We start from the raw sequence: 25,116 nt of genomic DNA on the forward strand, positions 1-25,116 counted from the left end.
TGACCCGGGGGCGCGCCTCTCTGCTGAAAAGGTTCGCCACCCGGTTCTTTAGCCCGGTCATGATTAGCTACGGGTAATCAGAAACTCGTGAACAGAGCTTGCATCGCGCTGTACAGAGAACTCAATCAGGCTGGCACCGTTACAAGTCAGACCTTCCTCGGAAGTTACCATGCGCAATACTTCACGCTGACTAGCGGCAATACGACCAACATTGCGAGCCAGGCTGGAGCGAAGTACGCGTACATCATCCATAACTACTGCTTTACAGAAGCTAGAGAAACGGGTGTCACCTACGAAACGTACGTCTTTTTCAGGAGCGGCAGCCAGGGCTTGTGATGACAGTGCAGCAAAACCCAGTACAACAGCGGCAGTTTTCTTAAATGTTTTCATGTTCAAATCCTCAAATGTTTTGGCAAACTCGATAGTGGTATTTCGTACACCGCAGTATCTCGTCGGTGCACTATATTTATGCCTCAACTTAAAAAGATTTGCTGTTGGAATATTGTTGAAGGTGAGTAAACTGATGGTAAAACTGAATGTTACACATCCTTTAACGACTTAAATCATTGTATTTATTGCGTTTTTCTCACATGCATATTCCGTTAAGATCTATTAAATTAAAAAACAATTCAAAAAAAGTCTAGTTAGAGCGGTCATTTTTCAACCAAAATGAAAAAAACTTTCTGAAAGTTTCACAAAATTACCGCTCTTATTAGTCGTTTTTTGAGCTATATGGCAGATAATGTTGTAATAAAACTACATTTCAAACGTAATTCCGCTCTCTTTTTGTAGTGATTGTATCAATGTATCCATGCCATGTAGCGTAGCCAATCAACGGCATCAAAAACACAAATCCAATGAATCCGGTGACAAATCCAATGGCAACCGCACTGAAAATCAACCCACCCCAAATGAACATGGGGACTTTGTTTAGCCAAACGGCGTTAACACTGGTTAGAACAGCAGTGGCTAAGTCTACTTTGCGCTCCATCAGGATCGGTTGCGTGAACGCGCTGATAAACAGCATAAAGGAAACAAAGGCAGCTCCCACCAGCGTACCCAATGCCAAAAATGGCAGCAAAGAATCCAGTGAATCATCCAGATAAGGCGGATAGAGCGCATGAATAAGTGAAGCAACCCGCAACCAGAAAATCATCAGAACCATCAAAAGGATCCCAAAACCCCATTCGTTAACTGCGTTTCGCTTCATCGCGCGCAGAGAATGCCTGAGCGTTGGCTTATGCCCTTTTTCCAGTTCCCAGCTGACATCGTAAAGCCCAGCTGCCAGAAACGGTCCAATCAGCATAAAACACACTATGGCGGGAAGGATAACCAGGTGCCAGCCCGTCATTCTGACCAAAAATACAATTAGCCAGGGAATGACCGCGAACATAATGCCGTAGAAAAGGCTTATGACAGGAGTACGCAGGAAATCCCTGAGCCCCAGCGACAACCACTTTATCGGATCACCAATGTCGAGCTCTTTACAGGGAATTACCCGGGAAATACCGCTTTGTGTTATTGCATTACTTTGGGCATCTTTGAAGTGTTGTGACATAATTTTCCTCACCTCGTTGAATTAGCGCAATGTGCCAGACTGGCACCTTTAACTATTCTTTACGATAGGCTCAGATGGAAAAGTTCACAAATATTTAACCTTAATTTTGCGACCGAATCATTTGGTTACCGGGACGGGTTGCCAGTGGACCACGGTACCGAAATGCCGATACATCTTTTCATTCAGCTCTCCAAAACGGGTAACTGGCTGCTTTTTACCACTGATACAGCTGAAAACAAAACGGTGACAATTGTTCGACCATACGTGGTATTCGGAATAGCTGAATACCTGACCAACGCTGCGGGTAATAGCCTGCTCGTCAACCAATGGGCGTAAATTGCCGTCACAGGCCACATAAATCCGGTTGCCGGAACGGTCGGCCAGAAAACGCCTGGGCGAAACTGCACGTACCAGTCCGTTGCCTTTCAGTTCAATAATTTGATCATCAACCCAAATTCCGGTGTGCTGAAAAACTTCATATATGCCGCAGCATACTACCGAACCATTCTTAGGTTGCACTTCCATTTTACAGTCACCAGGAAAGTGGCCAAGATGACCGCTTTGACGCTGTTGTTCACGAGCCAACTGACTACCCGCATACGCTGCAACCAGCCCTGCGCCGAGCCAAACAAGAGGTAACGCCATGTGCCTTTAACCTCATAAATTCCATCCCTTTACTTATTTAGACACAGTCACCACCTTGTTCAATGAAGAAATTGTAAGCAGGAGTGTGATAGCCTTACCCAAAGAGGCTTTAAAAACAGCCATAAACGCAAAAATTTGTTTAATAAAGAACGGCCTTTAGGATACTCTTGGCCCCCTGATAATAGATGTAGTACACCATGAAACCTGTTGAACGCTCGCACAAACTCGATAACGTTTGTTATGACATTCGCGGCCCCATTGCAGCCCAGGCGCGCAAAATGGAAGACGAAGGCCATAGGATTTTAAAGCTGAATATCGGTAACCCTGCGCCATTTGGTTTTGATGCCCCAGACGACATACTCAAAGATGTGATCCACAACCTGCCTACCTCCCAGGGTTATTCAGATTCTGCAGGTATTTATGCTGCCAGGGTGGCAGTCATGCAGTACTATCAGCAAATGAACATCCAGAACGTGGGCGTTGACGACATCTACATTGGCAACGGAGTCAGTGAGTTAATTATGATGTCGATGCAGGCGCTGCTGAACACAGGCGACGAGGTTTTACTGCCTAGCCCGGATTACCCGTTATGGACCGCTGCTGTCAGCCTGTCGTCGGGAACGCCTGTGCATTATCGTTGCGACGAACAGGCTGACTGGTTCCCCGATATCGATGATATCAAGGGCAAGCTCACCAGTCGTACCCGGGCCATTGTACTGATCAACCCCAACAATCCAACCGGCGCGGTATACAGCAAGGAATTGTTGCAGGAAGTTGTGGAACTGGCCCGCGAACATAATCTGGTTATATTCAGTGACGAGATTTACGACAAAATTCTGTATGACAGCCACAAACATACCTGTATCGCATCACTGTGCGATGACGTGTTTATTGTTACCCTGAGTGGTTTGTCAAAGAACTACCGGGTTGCTGGATTTCGGGCCGGCTGGCTGGTTGTTAGCGGGAATAAGCGCATTGCCAGAGACTACATCGAAGGTTTGAACATGTTGTCTTCCATGCGTATGTGCGCGAATGTTCCCTGTCAGAGTGCCATTCAAACCGCATTGGGCGGTTACCAGAGTATTAATGATCTGGTCCGGGATGGCGGGCGTTTAAAAATACAGCGCGACCTGGCAAGCACCATGCTGAATGACATTCCCGGCATTCACTGTGTTAAACCCAAGGGGGCCATGTACTGTTTTGCCCGTGTTGACGACAAAAAATTCAATATTGTTAATGATGAACAGATGATATTTGACTTGCTCAGCAAAGAAAAAATCCTGCTGGTGCACGGTCGCGCATTTAACCTTTCTGAAGGAGTGTATTTCAGGCTGGTATTTTTGCCCCACAGTGACGTGCTAAAACCGGCTTTAACAAGAATTGGGAATTTTTTCGAGCATTACCAACAGGTTAGCAAATAATTCTGCTATGACTGAACAAAGCCACTTTTTTGCCCATTTGGCCAGGATGAAACTGATCCATCGCTGGCCACTTATGCACAATGTCCGCAGTGAAAATGTTCAGGAACACAGTTTGCAGGTGGCCATGGTCGCTCATGCACTGGCGTTAATTCGAAACCGATTTTTCAACGGCAGTCTGAATCCGGATCGCGTGGCTACCCTGGCCATGTTTCACGATGTATCAGAGGTGCTTACCGGAGACCTACCCACCCCGGTAAAATACTACAATCCAGCCATACGAGATGAGTATAAAAAGATTGAAGGCATTGCCAGGCAAAAACTGATTGCCATGGCACCTGAAGAATTCCGCGATGACTATTCGCAACTGATTGACGAACAGTTCTTTACCGAAGACGAAGCATTTATTGTTAAAGCAGCCGACGTTCTGTGTGCCTATTTAAAAACACTCGAAGAGCTCAGTGCCGGTAACCGGGAATTTAAACTGGCTAAAAATCGTCTCGATCGAATTCTCAAGGAATATCATTCTCCCGAAGTGGATTACTTTTTGTCCCGCTATGCACCCAGCTTTACGCTGAGCCTGGATGAAATTACCCAGGAAGATCCACATCAGGGCTAACTGCATCCAGGAGCGCATGTGATTCCGACCGACCAATCCACACTGGTTTCGAGCCACTACCGGCCGGATGATGCCCTGTGGTTTGAACGCCTTCAGCCCCGAACCCAGGCGAGGGACGGCGATCATCGCACGCCTTATCAAAGGGACAAAGCCCGTGTACTGCACTCTGAAGCCTTTCGCAGGCTGCAGGCAAAAACACAGGTATTGGGTGTCGGATTAAGTGACTTCTATCGAACCCGCCTGACACACTCACTGGAAGCAGCTCAAATCGGTACGGGCATCGCAGCACAGCTCTCGGCAAAATATCCGCTTTTCTCGCAGGATCTGGGCCTGGATCCGACCTTAATCGAAACCTTATGTCTGGCCCATGATATCGGCCACCCTCCTTTTGGTCACGGTGGCGAAATTGCGCTGAATTTCATGATGAGGGAACATGGAGGATTTGAAGGTAACGGCCAGACCTTTCGCATCATAACCCAGTTGGAGCCTTACACCGCAAGCCATGGAATGAACCTGTGCCGCCGCAGCATCCTGGGTCTGGTCAAATACCCGAATTTCCTCGACAGTCTGACCGATCCTTGCCTTCTGCCCCGCGCACCGGACACCCTGAGGCAGGTAAAGGCTGCACAATGGCAACCGGCAAAAGGCCTGTTCCGCTGCGATCAAGAACTGCTTGAATGGCTATTACTTCCCTTAAACGAAGCAGACAAAACTACCTTTATGGCTTTCAATCGCCAACCGGGAAAACACGCCAAAACCAGTTTCAAATCATTTGACTGTTCCATCATGGAGCTTGCCGATGACGTCGCCTATGGCATTCATGATCTGGAAGATGCAATCGTTATGGGTATGGTGAATCAAACGGAGTTTATGGAGGCACTGGTATACCCGATAAAATCGCTTGGGACACCCTGGCTATCGGATAATATCGAGTTTTTGGCAAAGCGCCTCTTCAGTGATCATCAGTATGAACGCAAAAACGCCATTGGCGCACTGGTGAACGCCTTCATTACAGCCATCGTTATTAAACAGCACCAACGGTTTGAGCACCCTCTGCTCGACTTTCAAGCCACACTGCCTGAATTGCACTTTAAGGCGTTGGAGCATTTCAAGGCTTTTGTCTATCAGAAAGTCATCCGCAAGCCGGAAGTTCAGCAACTGGAATACAAGGGTCAGCAGATGGTGATGGCATTGTTTGAAACCTTTGCCTCAGACCCTGAACGCCTGTTACCTCACACTACCCGCAAGCGATGGTCCGCAGCCGAAAGCCACGGGTCGGGTATGCGGATTATTGCAGACTATATCTCCGGCATGACCGATGAATTTGCAAGCCGTCAGTATGCAAGCCTTTTCACTCCCAGGCAGGGGCCTGGTCAAAGCTGGGATACGACATTTTAGCACCGAGCCTCAAGTTCAACCCCTATCTGAAAGTTGAAGACGATAACTTCGGTCTCTATGAATGACGGTCAATACCTGACAAAAGGACGGATACCATGGCTCGCATTTTTCGCCCCTCACAACAATTCACCGACAATCAGGTTACTGACGAGTCGGTGTATAATCAAAGACGCCAGCTTATTAAAACTCTGGGGTTTGTCGGAGCGGGAGCACTGCTGATGCCTTCAGCTGGCGCCGTTGACTGGTTTAGCAGCAGCAAAAAAACCGATATGCCTCAGTTACGCCCGTTAAAGCACACCAAGCCCGCTGAGTATCAGAGCAGTGAAACTCTCACGCCGTTCGATAAAGTCACCACGCACAACAATTTTTACGAATTTGGTACCGACAAGTCTGACCCGGCAAAACGGGCATCCGGCTTTGCAGTGAGCCCATGGACACTGACGGTCGATGGTTTGGTTGAACAACCCTTCACACTGGGATTGGAAGACCTTGATAAGAAATTTTCACTGCAGGAGCGCATATACCGGTTAAGATGTGTTGAGGCCTGGTCGATGGTGATCCCCTGGCTGGGATTTGAACTCGGCAGCCTGCTCGAACAGGCCCAACCTCTGTCGGCGGCACGCTTTGTGGCTTTCGAGACCCTCTATGACCCACAAAGAATGCCAGGGCAGGCCAACCGTTTTATCGGCGGAGGAATTGATTACCCCTACGTTGAGGGCCTGACACTGCAGGAAGCCATGCACCCGCTCACCATCCTCGCAACAGGGTTGTACGGAAAAAGTCTGCCTCCGCAAAACGGAGCCCCTGTGCGTTTGGTTGTGCCCTGGAAATACGGGTTTAAAAGCATAAAATCCATCGTAAGAATACGCCTTACCGATAAACAACCTCCGACAACCTGGAACAGGCTGGCCCCGCAGGAGTACGGTTTTTATGCCAACGTGAATCCAGACGTTGATCACCCCAGATGGAGCCAGGCCAGTGAACGTCGAATCACCGATGGTGGCCTGTTAGCCCGTAATCGAATTCCAACCCGGCTATTCAACGGCTACGAGGAAGTCGCACCATTGTACAAAAATCTCGACCTGCGAAAAAATTACTAATGAACCGCTTATTCGTCCGGCCCATTCGGCTTTCACGGTGGCAGGTTGTAACTTTGAAAACGGCCATTCATGTTTTGTGCCTGGGCTATCTGATAACCGTTTTCAGCCTCGCCATACTGGACCGTTTGGGTGCCGACCCGGTGGAATCGCTGCTGCATGCCACGGGGCTGGGAAGTATTAACTTATTGATGGTCACACTGTGTATTTCTCCTCTTGCACAACGCTTGCCTTGCGGTGATTTGATACGTTGTCGTCGCCTGGTTGGGCTTTACTGTTTCAGCTACGCCCTGGCACATTTTGCCGCCTATCTACTTTTTGAATTACAGCTCGACTGGACATTACTTACGTCTGAAATCATTGAACGCCCCTACATCACTGTTGGATTCACAGCCCTTATGCTGCTGCTAGTGCTCGCAGCAACCTCACCAAATGCAATACAAAGACGGCTTCGGCATCGCTGGCAGACGGTACACAACTTCGTGTACCTTTGTGCTGCACTGGGGTTGTTACACTATACCTGGTCACTTAAAACCCTTTGGGGGAACCCGTTATTTTACTGGGCCGGATTTGTGCTGCTGATGAGCCAACGGAAAAGCAAACTGGCTGCGTGGAGTAAGTCTGTGGGCACTTTATTCTCACCTCGGGCAAGCTCAGAAAAGAGCTAAACTCTGTGGCAATTGCCCTGCTTCGTTAAAATTCGACTTCCGACAACATCCAACCTAGACCTCTCTTGGTGGTCTAGGCCGCTGCCCGCCAAACGTACTGTTTCACCAACAAACCAGGCCCGGTCACAAAAAACCATCCAGTCTCCCACGACAGAAGAGCGCCAGTTCAAAGCAGAGCTATACCAACAGACTGATAAGAGAAATCACATTCATCTGCCGCAATTGTCCCACGCTAAAAAAACTCAAAAATTGCTTGCTAGATAAAAAACAATCAACTACTGTATAAATATACACTGCATATAAATACAAAGGTGAAATATGTCTATGTCTGCAAATCTGCCCAACAACGTGTTTCAATTTCCATTACCGTTAATGCCACCGACTCCGGAGCCAAAAACAACAAAAGGGTGGTCTTATTTGATCTCTGACTCAGTAGCATTTAAAAAAGATGTTCTGAATGCCATTAGAATCCAGAAACCAACGCAGGAAAAAATCCCGCTATGGATCCGAAAACTCATCACAAGTGGCCAATGCACCACCATCTATGTTGAAGATTTGAGTCTTCCTGAACAGGAACAGGAATCCATCCGCCGCTTGTGCCAGGAATTCTCGGTTTCAGTGGTAAATGTAGGGGTTTGCCTTAGAGGAAATCAGCCCGTCGGTCAAAATGTCGTGATAGGCCCTTGGTGAGCTTGCCTTGAACCGCTACAATTTACCGCCATCATTCACTCCGACAAAAAGGAGTGGCAGATTTCGTCGTTGGTAACGGATAATTACCAGGCTGCACCTGCTTTACGAATAGGAATGCCATGTCTGAAAATTGTTATTGCGGTAGCCAAAGGGCCTTCGTAGATTGTTGTGGGCCGTTAATTTCTGCCCAAATTGCTGCCCCATCGCCCGAAAGTTTAATGCGATCACGCTATACTGCCTACTGTTTAGGCAATTACGATTATATTCTTGCGACCTATGCTCAAGCCCCCCGCAGTGCTTTGAGTATTGCCAGCCTGGAAGACAGTGCCCGGGGTACCCAGTGGTTAACTTTGATTGTCCACCCATCCCCCACCTTACTGCCATCCCAGGTTGAATACAGTGCGTATTATTTTCTTCCGGGCAAAAAACTGGGTGTGCTTCATGAAACTTCGAATTTTGTGATGGAAGACAACCAGTGGCGATACCTGGACGGTGAATTGCATGACGACTGTGGCACCGTGAACCAGGGCAGGAATGACAAATGCGTTTGTGGCAGTGGTAAAAAATTTAAGCAATGTTGCCTCAACAAAGCCTGATAATTTTTCTACGCCCTTAACCCAGATTGAATAAAAAAACAGTGTGCGGGGCCCAATAGCCGCATTCACCGCGCCTTGCGCTGCTTTACATTGCTCTGTGAATGGGCGTTCTCAACAAGCGCTTCCATTGCTCTATCAAACTCCAGCCACACGGGCCCCCCGTCAGGCTCCTTAATTCCTAGCCGGGCACGGGCATCAAATGTATGCCACAACCCCCAGTCTCCTCTTGCATGCACCCTGCTGCGGGGAGACTGCACCGTTGGAAATACGTTTATATCAGTAAAAACCGCGCCGCCTGTTTTTGGCGGGCGCAGGTAATCAACTGCAAAATAATCCAGTGACAATACTTTTGCTATCCTGGTTATCTGCTCTTTTTCATAATCCGTTGGAACAAAGTCGTACTCAATACCAACTGCCCTTCGGTTACACACATGCCAACTGTCTGACAGCATTACTTCACTGCCTCTCACCATCCCTGCAAGGTAATGCGCCCGATAGCGACGAAACAGCCCATCATTATTTAGGCAATGAATGTATTCAAATGCCTTGCAACCGGGCCGTTCACCATCAAAGTAGTCCAGCCATTTACGCTTTCCCTGCTTGCCGATGGATTTATACACTACCAGGCATTTACCAATGTCCTGCTGGGTAAAACGAAAGCGCGGAACACTCACTCCGGCGCGTTCAAGGCGGGGAAAGGCCGAAGCTTTATGATAGGCATTGTATGTTCCCGGCTCATTGATAACTGCTGCACCGCATCGCACAAACGGAGAAATTTTACGCTTTAGTTTATCGAGCAGATCAGGATGAATTGGATCTTGGTCGTAAATCCAGATCACATCGGCTTCACTCAAATCACCACGAACCGTTGCTGAACAAAGAGAACTGCCGCGGTTAATTGCCCATGCAGTAAGCTCTGCAAACCGTGGAATGGTATCCCCCGCCCCCAAAAGATGGATTCGAATCTGTCTTTTGGGTGGCATTGTCCGTTTGCGATACCAAGTGATTGGCCCTTTTCCGTACCCTACTTTTTTCGGATCGATACCGAACAAAAACCAGCTCCACTGGACCAGGAAGTCCGCGACTTCAAGTGGGATACTGTGGCTTTGACGAATAACTGCATCGCGAAGTTTGTCAAAAAAAGTCCTGTTTTCTTCAGGCTGAGGAATTACCGGCAATGAAGTCTGCTCATTCACTGGCGAAGACGGATAGGAAATCGCGTGCAAGCAATTTTTCTTGGTGCCATCCAACACAGATTAATCCTTAACTCGCAGTTAGAAAGGGGAGCATAGGAACAGGATGTTAAGAATTGTTATATAAGGAGTGCTGCAAGATTTGCCAAGCATCCTTGTCCCAGGCTTTGAAGTTTGCCCTACGGCTTGAAGAGCGCTTTAATTCAGATTAGACAAGCATTAAGTAACTGTCAATTTAGGCTAAATTGACAATTTGAAAATCCCCAGGAGAATCCCCAGGAGAATCCTCAGCATGGATGATGAACTGACATCTGTCGGCAAAATACATCGCTAACAGCTATTAGCCCGGTTAGCAAACACACCTCCTCTGCCACCACTTAGCGTATTAAATACGGCAGGCACAGTTCTATGCAAAATGCGCGCAATCAAAACAGCCAGCATCACTGTTATAAGCGCCGTTAATATATAGTTGATGATCAAATAGCCGCCCCCAGATGGTAGAATCACATCCAGAAACTGCTTAATAGCCTGGTTCATAGGCCAGTGTATGGCGTGCAGAAAAAACGCCAGTGGCCCAAGTTTAACCAGCAGTTGCCCGGGTTTACCCATTACCAGGTAGGGAGATATCGTCCAGAATGCAGCGACGCCAAAAAGTCTCATGATTCTGGTAGCAAAATCCAACAGGAAATCTTCAGTTGGGTTAGCCTCATCAAAAACAAACGGAGCCAGTGTTCGCAATGCCACAAGCCAAACGTAAAACAGCATCAGGCTGATAGCCGCCCTGCGACTCACTTCAGGAAATTGCATATAACCAAAGCGCACCATGGCCCCAAGGTAAAAGAAAAAAACCACATCCGAACGAAAAAATATCAAAAAATCAAAACCGGACAGCCACCCAAGGGCCAGCAACGTGAATCCGGCCCATGGGTTCCTGCGTAAGAACAGCGCCAACAACGGGCTAATCGCCACCGTAAGTAACAAGTCACGTAAAAACCAGAATTGAAAATTAATCGGGTGTTGAGTGACCCCAAACAGCGAATTAATCACCGAGGACCAATCCATTTCATTCATCGAATAGCGAACGTATGACAGTGCCGGAGAATCAGGGTAGAGGTGAAAAATAACCACCATCGCCCCCAGCACCAAAGCATTCCACAAAATCATTGGCAGTAAAACTGAGCGTGAGCGGCTAATAAATCGCCCGACAAAGAACGCAGACCCAGGTTTGAAATTTTTAAAAAACAGCCAGCCTGAAATTGTGCTCAGCAATGGCACTGCACTGAAAAAGAAAAACAAAATGTAGCTGTTAAAGAAAGTCGCTAGCGGAAATGGGCTTTCAATCAATCCCCGAAAGGGAGAAATATCACTGCCTGGATAAGAGCCATAATGTAATAAGACCAACCCAATGATCAGTAAAAATCGCAACATGTTGATTCTGTCGAACCAAACGTCCTCTTGAGGGTAACTGATAGCAGCATTAATCACGTTTGAATGCCTGTCCGTATGGCTCGCGTCAAGTTTCAAAATGGCCACTCCAAATTGTCCAATTTATCCGCCGATAACTGCTTTTATCCATTCATGTATGTTTTAACGGATTCATAACACTACCGATTCACAGCCATTATCAGACCTCAACTGCAGAATGGTAGAGCCCTTGAATTAATCTGAACCCGGTTTAATACCCCACACAGGATGATTCGGTTCAAGTCGATTCCGTCACCCATTCTATTCCGTCACCGAAAATAAGGCGGCAGAATAAGATAATATCATTAGACGCGGAACGTGACCTGGGTGCTGCAATACAATTCGAATTAGCCCTCGCCCCCTGCCGACCTGAAAAATTATAGCTCTGGTTCAATAACAAACTCACAGGGTCGATGAACAATATCCTAAAACCAAGTCTTGATATTCCTAGCTTTAGGATGGACACTGAAAAACCCAGCAATACCGTTCATAGCACTGATCGCACCATCAGAACAAGAATAAAACGACAACAGGAATCACGATGAAATATCCGACTAAAACACTGGTAGCTCTCATTGTCGGCACCAGCCTGATTGGCTGCGGCGAATCTTCCACTAATGCACAAGCCACAGACCAGACCATGGCTACGACGCTAACGGCACAGGACGCAAAAGCATTCTTGCAGCAGGCACAGGCCGATATCGAAAAAATTCAGCTTCCCTCAGCGCATGCACAATGGAGTTACGCCACAAACATTAATCTTGATACTGCGGCCGTTGCTGCGTACATGAACGAGCAGTACTCAAATCTTATCGCCAAACTGGCCAAACAGGCCGCATCCTTTAACAACGTTGAGGTGGACACTGACACCCGACGTCAACTGGACCTGTTGCGCAACGGTTTGACCATGCCACCGCCTCAGGATAGCGCAAAATCCGCCCGACTCGCGCAAATCAGTGCTGATCTCGATGGTTTATACGGAGCAGGAAAGTACTGCCGAAACGAACAGGAATGTTTCAGCCTGGTTGAAATGAGTGCAGAAATAGCCACTTCCCGAAACCCAGACCTGCTGCTTGAATTCTGGGAAGGCTGGCGGCAAGCCTCAATCCCCATGAAATCATTGTATGCTGAGCAGGTCGAATTGGCCAACAAGGGGGCTCAGGAGCAGGGCTTTGCCAACGTCAGTGAGCTATGGCAAGGGCAATACGATATGCCTGCGGATGAATTTCCCGGGGAACTTGATCGCCTTTGGGGTCAGGTACAACCCTTCTACGAAGCACTACACTGTCATGTCAGAGCAAAATTAGGCGAGTTTTACGGCGAAGATCAAGTCCCACAGGACAAGCCTATCCCTGCCCATCTGCTCGGCAACATGTGGGCACAGAGCTGGGGAAACATTTATGACATCGTAAAACCTGAACAGGAAATGCAGGTTCCGGATGTCACAGCGGCACTCACAGCCCAGGGTTACGATGAAATCAGAATGGTCAGGCAAGCTGAATCTTTTTTCACTTCTTTAGGCTTCGAACCTCTACCCGACACATTCTGGCAACGATCACAGTTTCAAAAACCCGATGATCGCGAAGTGCAATGTCACGCTTCTGCCTGGGACCTTGATGACAAAGAAGATTTGCGCATCAAAATGTGCATTCAAATTACCGGGGAAGAATTCAACACCATTCATCATGAATTGGGCCACAATATTTATCAGCGGGCATACCAGCATCAGCCACTGCTGTACCGCAATTCCGCGAATGACGGCTTCCACGAGGCCATTGGTGATACTATTGCGCTGTCCATTACCCCCAAGTACCTCAAGCAAATTGGCCTGATTGATGATATACCCGATGCCTCCAATGATATAGGCATGCTCTTACAGATTGCGCTGGACAAAATCGCCTTCATTCCGTTCGGATTGATGGTTGACCAATGGCGATGGAAAGTTTTTTCCGGCGAAATTAGCCCGGAAAAATATAACGAACTGTGGTGGCAGTTACGCGAGCAATACCAGGGGGTTGCAGCCCCTATAGAGCGCTCGGCTGATGCATTCGACCCCGGAGCTAAATACCACGTCCCCGCGAACGTGCCATATACACGGTATTTCCTGGCCCATATCCTGCAATTTCAGTTTCACAAAGCGTTGTGCGACATAGCTGGCGACCAGGGCCCTCTCAACCGTTGTACCATTTATGGCAGCAAAGAAGCAGGAACCGCGCTCAATGCCATGCTCGAAATGGGTGCCAGCCAGCCATGGCAAAGCGCATTGGAAACCCTGACGGGAACCAGCCAGATGGATGCCAGCACCATTCAGGATTACTTTGCACCGCTCAAAAACTGGCTGGATGAGCAAAACCAGGGGCGCCAGTGCGGTTGGTAACCTGACGGCAATGCGCATATAGACAACCGGCGAAAGGAATGCTGTTCGCCGGTTTTTTATTTTAGGAATTAGCGGAAATCTTGAGTTGCTTCACGCTTTGTAGAATACTGAAATTCGCGTTAGACAAGGAAAAAAGAGTCATGGATCACGAGTTTTTTATGCAAGCGGCGGTTGAGCAGGCTCAAAAAAGCCTGGACGAAGGCGGCATTCCCATCGGGTCAGTGCTGGTTATCGATGGAAAAATCGTTGGCAGAGGCCACAACCAGAGAATGCAGAAGCAGAGCCCTACCCTTCACGCTGAAATGGATGCACTGGAATCTGCAGGGCGCCTGACAGCTGCCGATTACCAGCGAAGTACGTTATATACCACCCTGTCCCCCTGCTCAATGTGCACCGGTGCCGCGCTGCTGTATAAAATTCCCAGGATTGTAATTGGCGAGAATCTCAGTTTTATGGGAGAAGAGCCGTTACTCAAATCTCGTGGCGTTGAGGTCATTGTGCTCGACAATCCTCAATGTAAGGCGCTGATGCAGAAGTTTATGCAACGCCACCCGGAGGAATGGGCAGAGGACATTGGTGAACCCCATCAGGCCTATGACTAAGAGAGCCAGTTCTAATTTTGCAAACCGGAAAATTTTTCTGACAACAATATTTTTCTATTGTAACTAATTGCACGCTAGTTGAGAGGTCAGCATGTTAATTCTATTTGCCATTGCGCTTTTTTTCATATTGATCGCACTCGGAATTCACTTTTATAGCCGCTATCTTACCCACCAGGCCACGCAATTCTGCGCCAGATGTGGAACTGAATTCGGGTGGGATTCAAGCTTTAACTGGTATACCGTAGATGAGAAAGAAGTCGCCCTGTGCGATCGATGCCACACCAGTGGTGGAATACGTTATTAAGGGTCAATTTGGGAACCAAGCCAGCTGCCATCGCTGCTTTTTTCAAACATGATCCGCTCATGTGGCTGCTCAGCAACACTCAAGTAGTCAACCCGTTCGATGATGAGGCGGATGACACAAAACTGCGGCGGGTAATTTTCCAACGGAAAGCCTCTCCCGCTGCAATCGAAATATTCGGAAGCGTGCAATTGGTTGCGGAAATATTGCTGACGGCCCGGTTCTGAAAGCCTCTGCCAGTGTGCTTCAAGCAAATTATGATGGCCGGAAGATGTCAACACTTCCCCCTGGCACGCAAATCGATACTGCTCACGGGTCTGCGAGAAATACCAGCAACCGGATACATTGCGATTACTCTGCAAATGCTGGCATTTTTCAGTGCGCAAATCAGATACAATCAACAGCGCTTCCGGTGACGACTCCAGTTCCCTGAAGACAACTGTACGATTGTGGGGTATTCCGTGCTCATCACAGGTGGCCATCTGAAAATAGCGATTTTCAGGAGTTGTGGCCAGCGTCAGGCTGGCATGCAATCGCTGCTGCCAGCTACGCTCTGGGATCATGACGGCCGGGCCAGGGGAAACAGTGAGTAAAAATTCCCGGTGGTAATTCGGGCTAGCTCTGCAACCGTAATGCCCTTCAATTGCGCGATAAACTCAGCCACCTCAACCACATAGCCAGGCTGGTTCTGCTTGCCTCGGTGGGGTACCGGAGCCAGCCAGGGCGAATCAGTCTCAATCAGCAACCGTTCAAGAGGTACCGCTTTAACCACCTCTCTTAGCGCGCTGGCAGAGTGAAAGGTTACGATACCGGAAATGGAAATGTAAAAACCCAGTTCCATTGCAGCCTGCGCCATTTCGAGATCTTCTGTGAAACAATGCAGCACGCCTCCGGTTGTTGGCGCTTTGTGTTCCTTCAGCAGATCAATGGTGTCCTGTTTGGCGTCCCGCGTATGAATAATCAATGGCTTATTCAGTTCGTTCGCTACCCTGATGTGATCGATAAAGGATTGACGCTGGACCTCCCGGGTGTCAGAACTGTAAAAATAATCCAACCCGGTTTCACCAACGGCAACCACACTGGGATGAGCCGCTTTTTCCAGCAGTTCAGCATAGCTGCAGGCGTCTTCCTGATGCAATGGGTGAACACCACAGGACACCGAGACATCCTTATATTCGGCCACTTTAGCCAGCATGTCGTCAAATTCCTTAACCGACACCGCAACACACAAAAAGTGCTCCACGCCACGCTGACGGGCAAATGCGAGAGTTTCCGACAATTGCTGATCGTTTTGCTTCAACCGATCAAGGTGACAGTGAGAATCTACGAACAAAATGACTCCTCAATAAATGGTAATTCAACCTGCTCAGGCAAATAACGACAACAGGCCGGTAAGGACCACCGATTTGTTTACCCCTGGGTGCTGCAACACCCGTTTCGCTTCAAGGCAGTGGGAAAAACGCTGCTGATCCTCAGATTGCTGATGCTGAATATATTGTTCGTGAGCATAAAGCTGACACCAGTTCACCACCTGTTCCGCGTTTTCCTGCCACTCCCGGGCCAACTCCAACGCATCGGTTTGCCCACAGAGCAGTTGTGTAAAGCGTTCAAAAAAAAGCTGATAAGACAGTCCTTCCTGTTGCTCCAAAGCCCCCTTCAGGCGCAAAGGCGCACCACCATAGGCCTTAAGCAGCGCGACAGAAGCGTTTGTAACGCCCTGTGACTTCAACCATTCCAGACTCAGATGCGATTCGGGTACAGAAAAAACCTGCTTTTCGCAACGGCTGAGTATGGTCGGTAACAACCGCTGAATTTTATCCGTTATAAGCAGAATATATGTATTCCCGGTGGGCTCTTCGAGCGTCTTGAGCAATGCGTTGGCGGCCGATTCGGTAAGACTGTCGGCGGCAAAAATAACCATAACCTTGTTGCCGCCAAGTTGAGCAGTACCACTGAGTTTACGTATGCCATCCCGAATCAGGTCCACGCCAATTTGCTTTTCACTCATCAGTTGCAGATAGTCCGGATGGGTTTCTGCCTCGAACAACATACAGCTCTGACACTGGCCACAGGCGCCATCGGAAACCGGCTGTTTACAAAGCAATACCTTGCCCAGCCAACGTGCCAGTATACCTTTACCAATCCCGGCGGGCCCTGCGAGTAACAACGCATGGTGCAGTCGCCGTTCCATAAGCCGGTTGAAAAAACGCTGACTCACAGGGGAAAACCACGGCAACATCAGGATGCAAACTCCCTGACCTGCGCCTGAACCTGCCTGTGAACGGCTTCCATTTCCTGCATGGCATCGATTACCCTGATTGTTGAATCGGCCTCAGCGAGCTGTAAATATCTGGCCCGGGTACGCTCGAAAAAAGCCAGCCCGGAAAGTTCAATTCGGTCCAGTTCACCACGGCCTCTGGCCCGGTTAAGCCCCACCTGCGGGTCCACATCCAGATACAGGGTCAAGTCAGGCTTAAAGCCATCCAGCGTAATATCAGACAGGGTTCTCATCAACGCTGCGTCGATACCTCTCCCCCCGCCCTGATAGGCTTGCGAGGAGAGATCGTGCCGGTCTCCGACCACCCAGACACCATCAGCCAAAGCAGGTTTGATTACATTCTCCAGCAATTGCAAGCGCGCTGCATACATCAGCATGAGCTCGGTTTTTTCCGCAACCCGCTCTTCCCACGGGTGTTTCACACATTCACGGATGGCTTCCGCCATAGGCGTGCCGCCTGGCTCGCGTGTTGTAATACATGCAATTCCCTGTTGTTTCAGGATATCAACGACCAAGCCAATGACCGAACTCTTTCCCGCCCCCTCCAGGCCTTCGACAACGATAAATTTTCCGCTCATGGTATCTGTTACTTCTCTTTGTTGATCTGATACTGATAGACAGCCCGGTTGTGCGCTTCCAGGGTTTCAGAAAACTGATGGGTACCATCACCACGCGCGACAAAGTACAACTCATCGGTAACCATCGGTTTCAGAGCAGCCTGAATGGCCGCCCGGCCAGCCATCGCGATTGGCGTTGGCGGCAACCCCTTAATCACATAGGTATTGTACGCGGTTTTTTGTTTCAGATGTGCCCGGGTAATATTGCCATCAAATTCGCTCCCGAGGCCGTAAATTACCGTTGGGTCGGTCTGCAAGCGCATATTCCGGTTCAGACGGTTTACGAACACCCCTGCTATACGTGCACGCTCTTCTGGCACCGCTGTTTCCTTTTCAACAATTGAAGCCAGAATCAACGCCTCGTAAGGCGAGCCCAGCGGCAAATCTTCTGACCGCTGAGGCCACTGTACTGACATAAACTCAATCATGGCGGCCATGGCTCTTGTCAGAATGGCCGAAACCGGAGTGCCTGAAGTAAAGTAATAGGTATCGGCCAGCAACAAACCTTCCAGACCCGACAACGGCGTTTTCATCGGCCATGGCCAGCTCCTCAGCAGGTGTTCCGCCTGTTCATCGGTCATATCAAAGTCAAGATGCTCCTGGGCTTTCAACGTACCCAGCCACTGGGAGTAACTTTGCCCTTCAATCAAACCGACACTGAACTGAAATTCCTCACCACTGGACAATACCTCAAAGGCATCTTCGACATTCATACCTGGTTGCACCTGGTAAGTTCCTGCCTTAACAGCACCAGCGGACTTATCCAGCTTTAACCATACTCTTACCGCTAAAGGGTGTGTTTTCAGCCAGCCTTTCTGGCGCAACAACTTTGCCGCCTGATGCCCCGTGGTGCCCGCCTCTATCGTTACAAGTTGTGCCCTTGAAAGCGCAAGTGGCGTATTGAGCTGCTCCTGCCACATTGTGTAAGCTACAACCAGAACAACAACAGCAAGTACCGCAGTACCCAACAACGCTCTAATCCAGCTGGTCATACTCTTCCTGATATGAGGTGATTACATTGTTTGCCAGTTGCCTGACCGGCTCCGGATCAAATGTTTGCTCCGCAGCCCCGCCCATACCTGTTACCGGAACTATCTGCATAAGGGCGTTACACAGCATTACCGCTTGAGCCTGGCCCAGCTGAGACAGGGAGTATCGCCCCACTTCAACAGTCACACCGCTATTGGCGAACCAATCAAGCAAAAAACCGCGCATGACACCTGCCACTCCACAGTCACTCAATTCTGGTGTATACCAAATCCCGTCACGCAACCAGAATAAATTAGCCGCGCTGGTTTCGACCACACATCCCTGCTGATCACAAACAATGGCATCCTGGGCAGTGCTGTTTGCAAGCTCGCGTTTTATCAGTACCTGTTCAAGGCGGTTTAAATGCTTAAGCCCGGCCAGCGCAGGCTGACGGGCCAGTTTCAGAGAACTGACATCTACCTGAATTCCGCTCTGACGCCACTGATTATAGTGTTCGGGGAGCATATGCCGGGTAATAAATATGCCTGATGAACACTGTGCGCTACGGGCATACCCCCGGCCACCTTCGCCGGCACTCAACAATACTTTCAATACACCATGCTGCATATCGGTGGCATGAGAGCGAATCTGGGCCGCAAGGGCTTCGGCATCGAAGGAAATTCCCAATTTAGCACTGTCATGCTGCAGTCGGTCGAGATGGCGGCGAAACAGCGCTACACGCCCCTGGTCGACCGCCATGGTGGTAAAAACGCCGTCACCGTAATTTGCGGCCCGATCGTTTATTGAAAATTGGTTCGGATGGGTTGCGTAATCCAAAACTGCCCTGTATTACTCAATGGAAAAGCGCTCAGTATAACACCCTCTTGCGGGCCTTTTAAAAGCAAAAAGGCAACCGTAACGGTTGCCTTCGACAGATTTGTCTCAATCGCATCAGATGCGTTTAAAGATCAATGACCCGTTGGTTCCGCCAAACCCAAACGAGTTACACAGAGCATACGGTTCATCAAAGGATTTTTTGGTATGCGCCACAAAATCCAGATCACAGCCTTCACCGGGTTGGTCAAGGTTAATAGTGGGCGGTGCCACTTTGTCGCGCAATGCCAGAATAGTGAAGATTGCTTCAACCGAACCCGCGGCACCCAACAAGTGCCCGGTCATGGATTTGGTTGAACTCACCAGTACTTTACAAGCATGCTCACCAAACACCCGCTTGACCGCTGCCACTTCAGCCACATCACCCGCTGGCGTTGAGGTACCGTGGGCATTGATGTAACCAATAACGTCGCTGGAAATGCCAGCATCCTTCAATGCATTTACCATTGCAGCCGCAGCGCCTTCGCCGTCTTCCGGTGGTGATGTCATATGATAGGCGTCACCGCTCATGCCAAAGCCAACCAGTTCCGCATAGATGGTTGCGCCACGGGCTACCGCAGACTCATACTCTTCGAGCATGACCACGCCTGCCCCTTCGCCCATTACGAAGCCATCACGGTCTTTGTCCCAGGGGCGGCTGGCCGCCTGTGGATCGTCATTGCGTGAAGACAACGCTCTGGCGGAGGCAAACCCGGCAATGCCTAACGGCGTAATGGAAGCTTCGGCTCCGCCCGCCAGCATGGCATCCGCATCTCCATAGGCGATGGTTCTGGCAGCAACACCGATATTGTGTACACCTGTGGTACAGGCGGTCACGATATTCAGGTTAGGGCCTTTCAGGCCTTCCATAATGGAAAGAAAGCCGGAAATCATATTGGTGATGGTCGAAGGCACGAAAAATGGCGATACGCGCTTAGGGCCACTGTTGAGCAACTTCAGATGATTCTGTTCAATCTGCTCAAGGCCACCTATGCCCGAGCCGATTGCCACACCAACACGGTCTGCATTGGAGGCGTCTACCACCAGACCGGAATGCGCCAGCGCCTGCTTACCAGCTGCAATACCCAGCTGGATGAAGCGGTCCATTTTCTTTGCTTCTTTCTTTTCGATGTATTCTTGCGGATCAAAGTCATTGACCTGACCTGCAAAACGGGTGGAATAGTTACTGCAGTCGAAATGCGTGATGTCACCGATACCGCTTTCGCCGTTCAGAAGACGGCTCCAGGTTTGGTCAACAGACTGACCCAACGGAGACAACATGCCAAGACCAGTAACCACTACGCGACGTTTTGTCACAAAAAGCCCTCGTATTGGAACTAAGGTGGGTATACAGAAAACGGCTCAGATGAGCCGTTTTTCAAGGTAAGGAGCTTACGCGTCCTTGTTAGCGTTGATGTAGTCAATTGCTGACTGAACAGTAGTGATTTTCTCTGCTTCTTCGTCAGGAATCTCAGTATCGAATTCTTCTTCCAACGCCATCACCAACTCAACAGTGTCGAGTGAGTCCGCGCCCAAATCGTCAACGAATGAGGCCTCAGGTTTTACTTCTTCTTCTTTCACGCCAAGCTGCTCAACGATGATCTTTTTAACGCGTTCTTCAATGTTACTCATAGTTCTAGGTTTCCCTTAACGTCACTAGATTTTTCTAAAGTGTCGCTAGTTTATTTTGCAAGGTATCCGCTTGCAAGCACCAGAAACAACAAATTTCGTGGTCAAACCAGCAACGTTCCAAAGTGTATTAAATTAAAATTCTACAACCAGGCTGCCTGTATACTACAACCCCAGCTTAAATGTTTACACACAAATGTGCAATTAACTCATGTACATACCGCCATTCACATGAATGGTTTCACCGGTAATGTATGCCGCACCTTCGCTTGCCAGAAAGGTTACCGTTGCCGCTATCTCTTCAGGCTGCCCCAACCGGTTGGCCGGAATGTCCTTAAAGATCGCCTCTCGCTGGTCGTCTGTCAATGCTTTCGTCATATCCGTGTCAATAAAGCCGGGAGCAACCACATTGATAGTGATGCCTCGGGAGGCCACTTCCCTGGCCATCGATTTACTGAAACCAATCACCCCGGCTTTGGCGGCGGCGTAGTTTGCCTGACCTGCGTTCCCGGCGCAACCCACCACTGAACCAACATTAATAATACGCCCTTTGCGCTTTTTCATCATGCCGCGCAGTACCGCTTTGGATAACGTAAAGATGGACGTCAGGTTGGTATCAATAATGTCCTGCCACTCTTCATCTTTCATTCTCATCAGCAGATTGTCACGAGTGATACCGGCGTTATTGACCAGAATATCCACACCACCAAACTCATCGCCAATGGACTTGATTACTGATTCGACTGCAGCTTTGTCTGTTACATTGAGGCATTGTCCTTTGCCACCAAAAGGTTGCAGATATTCGCCAATGGCTGAAGCTCCACCTTCACTGGTAGCAGTGCCGATTACCTTAGCCCCCTGCTCTGCGAGTGACATGGCAATGGCTTTACCAATTCCGCGGCTGGCACCTGTGACCAGCGCGACTTTTCCGTCAAATTGTTTCATTTCGTGATCCTTTTACGCAGATAGCTCAAAGTTCTGCCAGTGTTTCTGGCGTATTTATCGCAAATGCATCCAGTGATTTATCAATACGCTTGATCAATCCGGTCAGGACTTTACCCGGCCCAACCTCAATCACACGCTCCACGCCGGCAGATGCAAGGTATTCCACACTGCGAGTCCACTGTACGGGACAATACAACTGACGCACCAAAGCAGAACGAATGGCGTGAGGCTCGGTCTCGATAGTGACATCAACATTATTCACCACGTTAATAGCTGGCGTTTGAATACTGATCCCGGACAAAGCTTCATCCAGCTTATCTGCCGCAGGGCGCATAAGCTCACAATGGGAAGGCACGCTGACTGCAAGTGGCAGTGCTCTTTTTGCACCGGCTTCCTTACAGGCACTTGCCGCCTGTTCTGTCGCTGACTTTTCACCGGCAATTACTACCTGGCCTGGAGAATTGAAATTCACAGGCGCGACCACCTCGCCTGTGGCAATAGCAGTCTGATGACAGATTTCGGTAATGGCCGCATCATCCAGGCCAATAATGGCGTACATCGCTCCTGCACCTGCCGGCACGGCCTGCTGCATATACTGACCGCGGGCTTCGGTAAGCTTTACCGCGTCTTCAAATGCCAGCGCACCACCACAAACCAAGGCAGAATACTCACCCAAACTGTGCCCCGCCAGATAGGAAGCCTGCAATCCACGTTCCTGCAATAAACGCCAGACCGCAACACTGGCAGTCAACAACGCAGGCTGGGTAACCTGTGTTTCATTCAGTTTGCCGTCGGCATCGTTTTGCACAAGATCCCACAAATCGTATCCGAGGATATTCGAAGCCTGGTTAAAGGTATCCAGAACGGAGGAATGTGCATCAGCCAGTTCTTTGAGCATTCCGGCGGATTGCGAACCCTGTCCAGGAAATACGCATGCTATGCGTGTCATATAGAGTTCCTTATTCTTAATCTTGGATTGGAAAAGATTTAAGCCTGTACTAATAGCGGACCAGCGCAGACGCCCACGCGAAACCGCCACCAAAGGCTTCAAGCAACAAATTCTGGCCTCGCTGGATTCGGCCATCGCGAATGGCGGTATCCAGTGCAGTAGGTACGGTTGCAGCGGAGGTGTTGCCGTACTTTTCCAGGGTCAGTACAACCTGATCCAACGACATGTCGAGTTTCTTGGCGGTTGCCTTAATAATACGGAAATTGGCCTGATGAGGTACCAGCCAGTCAAGATCCGACTTGGCCATGTTGTTGGCTTCCAGGGTCTGTTCAACCACTTCAGACAATTTGGTTACCGCAACTTTGAAAACTTCGTTGCCTTTCATTACCCCCCAGTTCTGGTGTATGGAGGCTTCATCACCGCGTGTCGGGTGTCCAACGTATAGCAAATCGCCGTAGGAACCTGCGGCATTAATGTGGGTAGACAGAATGCCGGGCTCATCACTGGCTTCAATCAGAGTTGCTCCAGCCGCATCGCCAAACAGGATCACCATGCTTCGGTCCGCAGGGTCAACAAGCCGGCTTAAACAATCGGTTCCTACCACCAGAATGCGCTTGGCCATTCCGGACTTGATGTACTGATCCGCAACACTCAGCGCGTAGCAATAACCAGCACATGCTGCAGCTACGTCAAAGGCTGGTATACCGTCGATACCCAGCATACGCTGGATTTCACAGGCTGTACTCGGCAGAGCATAACGCCCACTGGTGGTGGCGCAGACAATCATGTCGATGGATTTTGGATCGATATCGGCGGCTTCTATGGCTTTCTTACTGGCTTCATAGCCCATGGTAGCTGCGGTCTCATCTGCGCCGATGATACGCCGCTCCTTGATTCCGGTACGATCGGTTATCCACTCATCACTGGTGTCTACCATAGATTCCAGGTCCGCGTTCGTGCGAACTTCACTAGGATAATAACTACCTGTACCGATAAATCGTGAATATTTACTCAAAGCTGCTCCAACAAGACGGTTTCAATTTTGCTTCTTATTTTTTCGGGAACCCGCATTCTGGCTTCTTCTCTTGCCTGACGTATGGCGTAGTAAAAAGCATCAGCCGAGGCGTTCCCATGACTCTTGATAACAATTCCGCGCAATCCTATCAGACTGGCACCGTTATACTGGTCGGGGTTCACCCGATTATAAATAGTTTTTAGCAGCGGCAGCGCCACACGGGCCATAAATCGAGTAAAAACATTTACCTGTGATTGCCTTTTGACCTCTTTGATAACCAGCTTGGCCAGCCCTTCGGTAGATTTTAGCGCGATGTTGCCGGTAAAACCGTCGGTCACCACCACATCCGCAACGTCAGCAAAAATGTCATCCCCTTCTACATAGCCTATATAGTTTAAACCGCGCGCGTTGCGGAACAGCTGGTCCGCATATTTCACCTGCGCATTGCCTTTGATGTCTTCTTCCCCCACATTCAGCAGCGCGACCCTGGGAGTGTCAATTCCGGCCACCTGTTGCGCAAGAACCGAGCCCATTACGCCATACTGAAACAGGATTTCCGAAGTACAGTTAACGTTGGCACCCAAATCGAGCAGAAAAACCTTATGATGTTCCGCGGTAGGCATGGCTGAAATAAGAGCCGGACGATCTATGCCTGGCAAAGTTTTTAGGATGTAGAATGCCAAAGTCAGCAAGGCGCCTGTGTTTCCGGCGCTTACGCAAGCGTCCGCTTCACCACTTTGCACCAGCTCAATGATTCGGCGCATGGAGGAGAATTTTTTAGTGCGCAGCGCCGCCGTGGGGGCTTCGCCCATCTCAACCACTTCGTCACAATGCTCAATGGTTACCTGGGTACGTTGCTGATCACTTAGTTCAAGCAGTGCTGGTTCTATAACCGTGCGTTGGCCACACAGTATAAAGTGGGTATCGGGGTGTTTTTGAATCGCCTTAAGGGCGGCGGAAAGGATAACAGGGGGACCATGATCGCCCCCCATGATATCTAACGCGATGGTTAGCTCAGACAAAATATTGTCACCGACAGCGATTAGCCAGCGATAACTTTTTTGCCTTTATAGTAACCATCAGCGGTTACGTGATGACGACGGTGTGTTTCGCCCGACGTTGAATCGACAGACAAAGTCGCGCCTGTCAATGCATCGTGAGAGCGACGCATACCGCGCTTAGAACGCGTTTTACGATTTTGTTGTACTGCCATAA

27 protein-coding genes are annotated in these 25,116 nt (G+C 49.3%); 9 read left to right on the top strand and 18 right to left on the bottom strand.

Annotation, left to right across the window (positions count from 1 at the left end):
- Positions 1-63: 63 nt before the first annotated feature.
- The 3 genes from DXV75_RS05065 to DXV75_RS05075 form a co-directional block, all read right to left on the bottom strand.
- Positions 64-390: a DUF3718 domain-containing protein gene (locus tag DXV75_RS05065; RefSeq protein ID WP_115592307.1), complete on the bottom strand. Its 327-nt coding sequence runs from the start codon at positions 388-390 to the stop codon at positions 64-66.
- Between the two features lie 373 nt (positions 391-763).
- On the bottom strand, positions 764-1,558 hold the full coding sequence (locus DXV75_RS05070) for a DUF2189 domain-containing protein (protein ID WP_115592308.1): 795 nt from the start codon (positions 1,556-1,558) through the stop codon (positions 764-766).
- 117 nt (positions 1,559-1,675) lie between these two features.
- Positions 1,676-2,203 carry a C40 family peptidase gene (locus DXV75_RS05075; RefSeq protein ID WP_115592309.1) on the bottom strand — a complete coding sequence of 176 codons (528 nt, stop codon included), beginning with the start codon at positions 2,201-2,203 and terminating at the stop codon, positions 1,676-1,678.
- A 197-nt stretch (positions 2,204-2,400) separates the two neighbouring features.
- Here DXV75_RS05075 and DXV75_RS05080 point away from each other — a divergent pair, with 197 nt between their 5' ends.
- From DXV75_RS05080 to DXV75_RS05110, 7 genes are all read left to right on the top strand, one after another.
- On the top strand, positions 2,401-3,624 hold the full coding sequence (locus tag DXV75_RS05080; RefSeq protein WP_115592310.1) for a pyridoxal phosphate-dependent aminotransferase: 1,224 nt from the start codon (positions 2,401-2,403) through the stop codon (positions 3,622-3,624).
- Between the two features lie 7 nt (positions 3,625-3,631).
- Entirely contained in the window at positions 3,632-4,240 is a 609-nt protein-coding gene (yfbR, locus tag DXV75_RS05085; protein WP_115592311.1) for a 5'-deoxynucleotidase, read from the top strand.
- A 75-nt stretch (positions 4,241-4,315) separates the two neighbouring features.
- Positions 4,316-5,638 carry an anti-phage deoxyguanosine triphosphatase gene (locus DXV75_RS05090; RefSeq protein WP_115592498.1) on the top strand — a complete coding sequence of 441 codons (1,323 nt, stop codon included), beginning with the start codon at positions 4,316-4,318 and terminating at the stop codon, positions 5,636-5,638.
- Positions 5,639-5,733: 95 nt separating this feature from the next.
- Positions 5,734-6,738 carry a protein-methionine-sulfoxide reductase catalytic subunit MsrP gene (msrP, locus tag DXV75_RS05095; protein WP_115592312.1) on the top strand — a complete coding sequence of 335 codons (1,005 nt, stop codon included), beginning with the start codon at positions 5,734-5,736 and terminating at the stop codon, positions 6,736-6,738.
- Positions 6,739-6,791: 53 nt separating this feature from the next.
- Positions 6,792-7,403 (top strand): protein-methionine-sulfoxide reductase heme-binding subunit MsrQ, encoded by a 612-nt coding sequence (locus DXV75_RS05100; protein ID WP_181898362.1) that lies wholly within the window; start codon positions 6,792-6,794, stop codon positions 7,401-7,403.
- Positions 7,404-7,727: 324 nt separating this feature from the next.
- Positions 7,728-8,093 carry a deoxyguanosinetriphosphate triphosphohydrolase gene (locus DXV75_RS05105; protein ID WP_245953127.1) on the top strand — a complete coding sequence of 122 codons (366 nt, stop codon included), beginning with the start codon at positions 7,728-7,730 and terminating at the stop codon, positions 8,091-8,093.
- A 119-nt stretch (positions 8,094-8,212) separates the two neighbouring features.
- Complete coding sequence (locus DXV75_RS05110) at positions 8,213-8,689, top strand: YchJ family protein (protein ID WP_115592314.1); 477 nt, start codon at positions 8,213-8,215, stop codon at positions 8,687-8,689.
- 65 nt (positions 8,690-8,754) lie between these two features.
- Here the strand turns inward: DXV75_RS05110 and DXV75_RS05115 are convergent, their stop codons facing one another.
- Together DXV75_RS05115 and DXV75_RS05120 are read right to left on the bottom strand one after the other, a co-directional pair.
- The gene (locus DXV75_RS05115; protein ID WP_115592315.1) at positions 8,755-9,942 is read right to left on the bottom strand and encodes an ATP-grasp domain-containing protein; all 1,188 of its coding nucleotides are present in this window, start codon (positions 9,940-9,942) and stop codon (positions 8,755-8,757) included.
- 270 nt (positions 9,943-10,212) lie between these two features.
- Positions 10,213-11,310, bottom strand: a complete 1,098-nt coding sequence (locus tag DXV75_RS05120; protein WP_147291798.1) for an acyltransferase family protein — start codon at positions 11,308-11,310, stop codon at positions 10,213-10,215.
- Positions 11,311-11,887: 577 nt separating this feature from the next.
- Here DXV75_RS05120 and DXV75_RS05125 point away from each other — a divergent pair.
- On the top strand, positions 11,888-13,723 hold the full coding sequence (locus DXV75_RS05125) for a M2 family metallopeptidase (protein WP_115592317.1): 1,836 nt from the start codon (positions 11,888-11,890) through the stop codon (positions 13,721-13,723).
- Positions 13,724-13,863: 140 nt separating this feature from the next.
- The gene (locus DXV75_RS05130) at positions 13,864-14,325 is read left to right on the top strand and encodes a nucleoside deaminase (protein ID WP_115592318.1); all 462 of its coding nucleotides are present in this window, start codon (positions 13,864-13,866) and stop codon (positions 14,323-14,325) included.
- A 300-nt stretch (positions 14,326-14,625) separates the two neighbouring features.
- Here DXV75_RS05130 and DXV75_RS05135 read toward each other — a convergent pair whose 3' ends face one another.
- The 13 genes from DXV75_RS05135 to rpmF form a co-directional block, all read right to left on the bottom strand.
- Entirely contained in the window at positions 14,626-15,189 is a 564-nt protein-coding gene (locus tag DXV75_RS05135) for a pyridoxamine 5'-phosphate oxidase family protein (RefSeq protein WP_115592319.1), read from the bottom strand.
- Positions 15,186-15,959, bottom strand: coding sequence for a TatD family hydrolase (locus DXV75_RS05140; RefSeq protein WP_115592320.1), 774 nt, complete (start codon positions 15,957-15,959; stop codon positions 15,186-15,188). Before DXV75_RS05140 ends, DXV75_RS05135 begins: the two co-directional genes overlap by 4 nt.
- A 33-nt stretch (positions 15,960-15,992) precedes the next feature.
- Positions 15,993-16,865 carry a DNA polymerase III subunit delta' gene (gene holB, locus DXV75_RS05145; RefSeq protein ID WP_115592321.1) on the bottom strand — a complete coding sequence of 291 codons (873 nt, stop codon included), beginning with the start codon at positions 16,863-16,865 and terminating at the stop codon, positions 15,993-15,995.
- Entirely contained in the window at positions 16,865-17,482 is a 618-nt protein-coding gene (tmk, locus tag DXV75_RS05150) for a dTMP kinase (protein ID WP_115592322.1), read from the bottom strand. Before tmk ends, holB begins: the two co-directional genes overlap by 1 nt.
- Before the next feature lie 8 nt (positions 17,483-17,490).
- On the bottom strand, positions 17,491-18,513 hold the full coding sequence (gene mltG, locus DXV75_RS05155) for an endolytic transglycosylase MltG (RefSeq protein WP_115592323.1): 1,023 nt from the start codon (positions 18,511-18,513) through the stop codon (positions 17,491-17,493).
- The gene (gene pabC, locus DXV75_RS05160; protein ID WP_115592324.1) at positions 18,497-19,327 is read right to left on the bottom strand and encodes an aminodeoxychorismate lyase; all 831 of its coding nucleotides are present in this window, start codon (positions 19,325-19,327) and stop codon (positions 18,497-18,499) included. Before pabC ends, mltG begins: the two co-directional genes overlap by 17 nt.
- Positions 19,328-19,441: 114 nt before the next feature.
- Entirely contained in the window at positions 19,442-20,680 is a 1,239-nt protein-coding gene (gene fabF / locus DXV75_RS05165) for a beta-ketoacyl-ACP synthase II (protein ID WP_115592325.1), read from the bottom strand.
- Between the two features lie 75 nt (positions 20,681-20,755).
- On the bottom strand, positions 20,756-20,995 hold the full coding sequence (gene acpP, locus DXV75_RS05170) for an acyl carrier protein (protein WP_044056889.1): 240 nt from the start codon (positions 20,993-20,995) through the stop codon (positions 20,756-20,758).
- A gap of 201 nt (positions 20,996-21,196) precedes the next feature.
- Positions 21,197-21,937 (bottom strand): 3-oxoacyl-ACP reductase FabG, encoded by a 741-nt coding sequence (gene fabG / locus DXV75_RS05175; protein WP_115592326.1) that lies wholly within the window; start codon positions 21,935-21,937, stop codon positions 21,197-21,199.
- A gap of 25 nt (positions 21,938-21,962) precedes the next feature.
- On the bottom strand, positions 21,963-22,886 hold the full coding sequence (gene fabD, locus DXV75_RS05180; protein ID WP_115592327.1) for an ACP S-malonyltransferase: 924 nt from the start codon (positions 22,884-22,886) through the stop codon (positions 21,963-21,965).
- Between the two features lie 49 nt (positions 22,887-22,935).
- Entirely contained in the window at positions 22,936-23,901 is a 966-nt protein-coding gene (locus DXV75_RS05185; protein WP_115592328.1) for a beta-ketoacyl-ACP synthase III, read from the bottom strand.
- The gene (gene plsX, locus DXV75_RS05190) at positions 23,898-24,923 is read right to left on the bottom strand and encodes a phosphate acyltransferase PlsX (RefSeq protein ID WP_115592329.1); all 1,026 of its coding nucleotides are present in this window, start codon (positions 24,921-24,923) and stop codon (positions 23,898-23,900) included. Before plsX ends, DXV75_RS05185 begins: the two co-directional genes overlap by 4 nt.
- A 20-nt stretch (positions 24,924-24,943) precedes the next feature.
- On the bottom strand, positions 24,944-25,114 hold the full coding sequence (rpmF, locus tag DXV75_RS05195) for a 50S ribosomal protein L32 (RefSeq protein WP_115592330.1): 171 nt from the start codon (positions 25,112-25,114) through the stop codon (positions 24,944-24,946).
- Positions 25,115-25,116: the final 2 nt, after the last annotated feature.

Origin of the sequence: Alteromonas aestuariivivens (assembly GCF_003367475.1) — a bacterium.
Taxonomy (GTDB): domain Bacteria; phylum Pseudomonadota; class Gammaproteobacteria; order Enterobacterales; family Alteromonadaceae; genus Alteromonas; species Alteromonas aestuariivivens.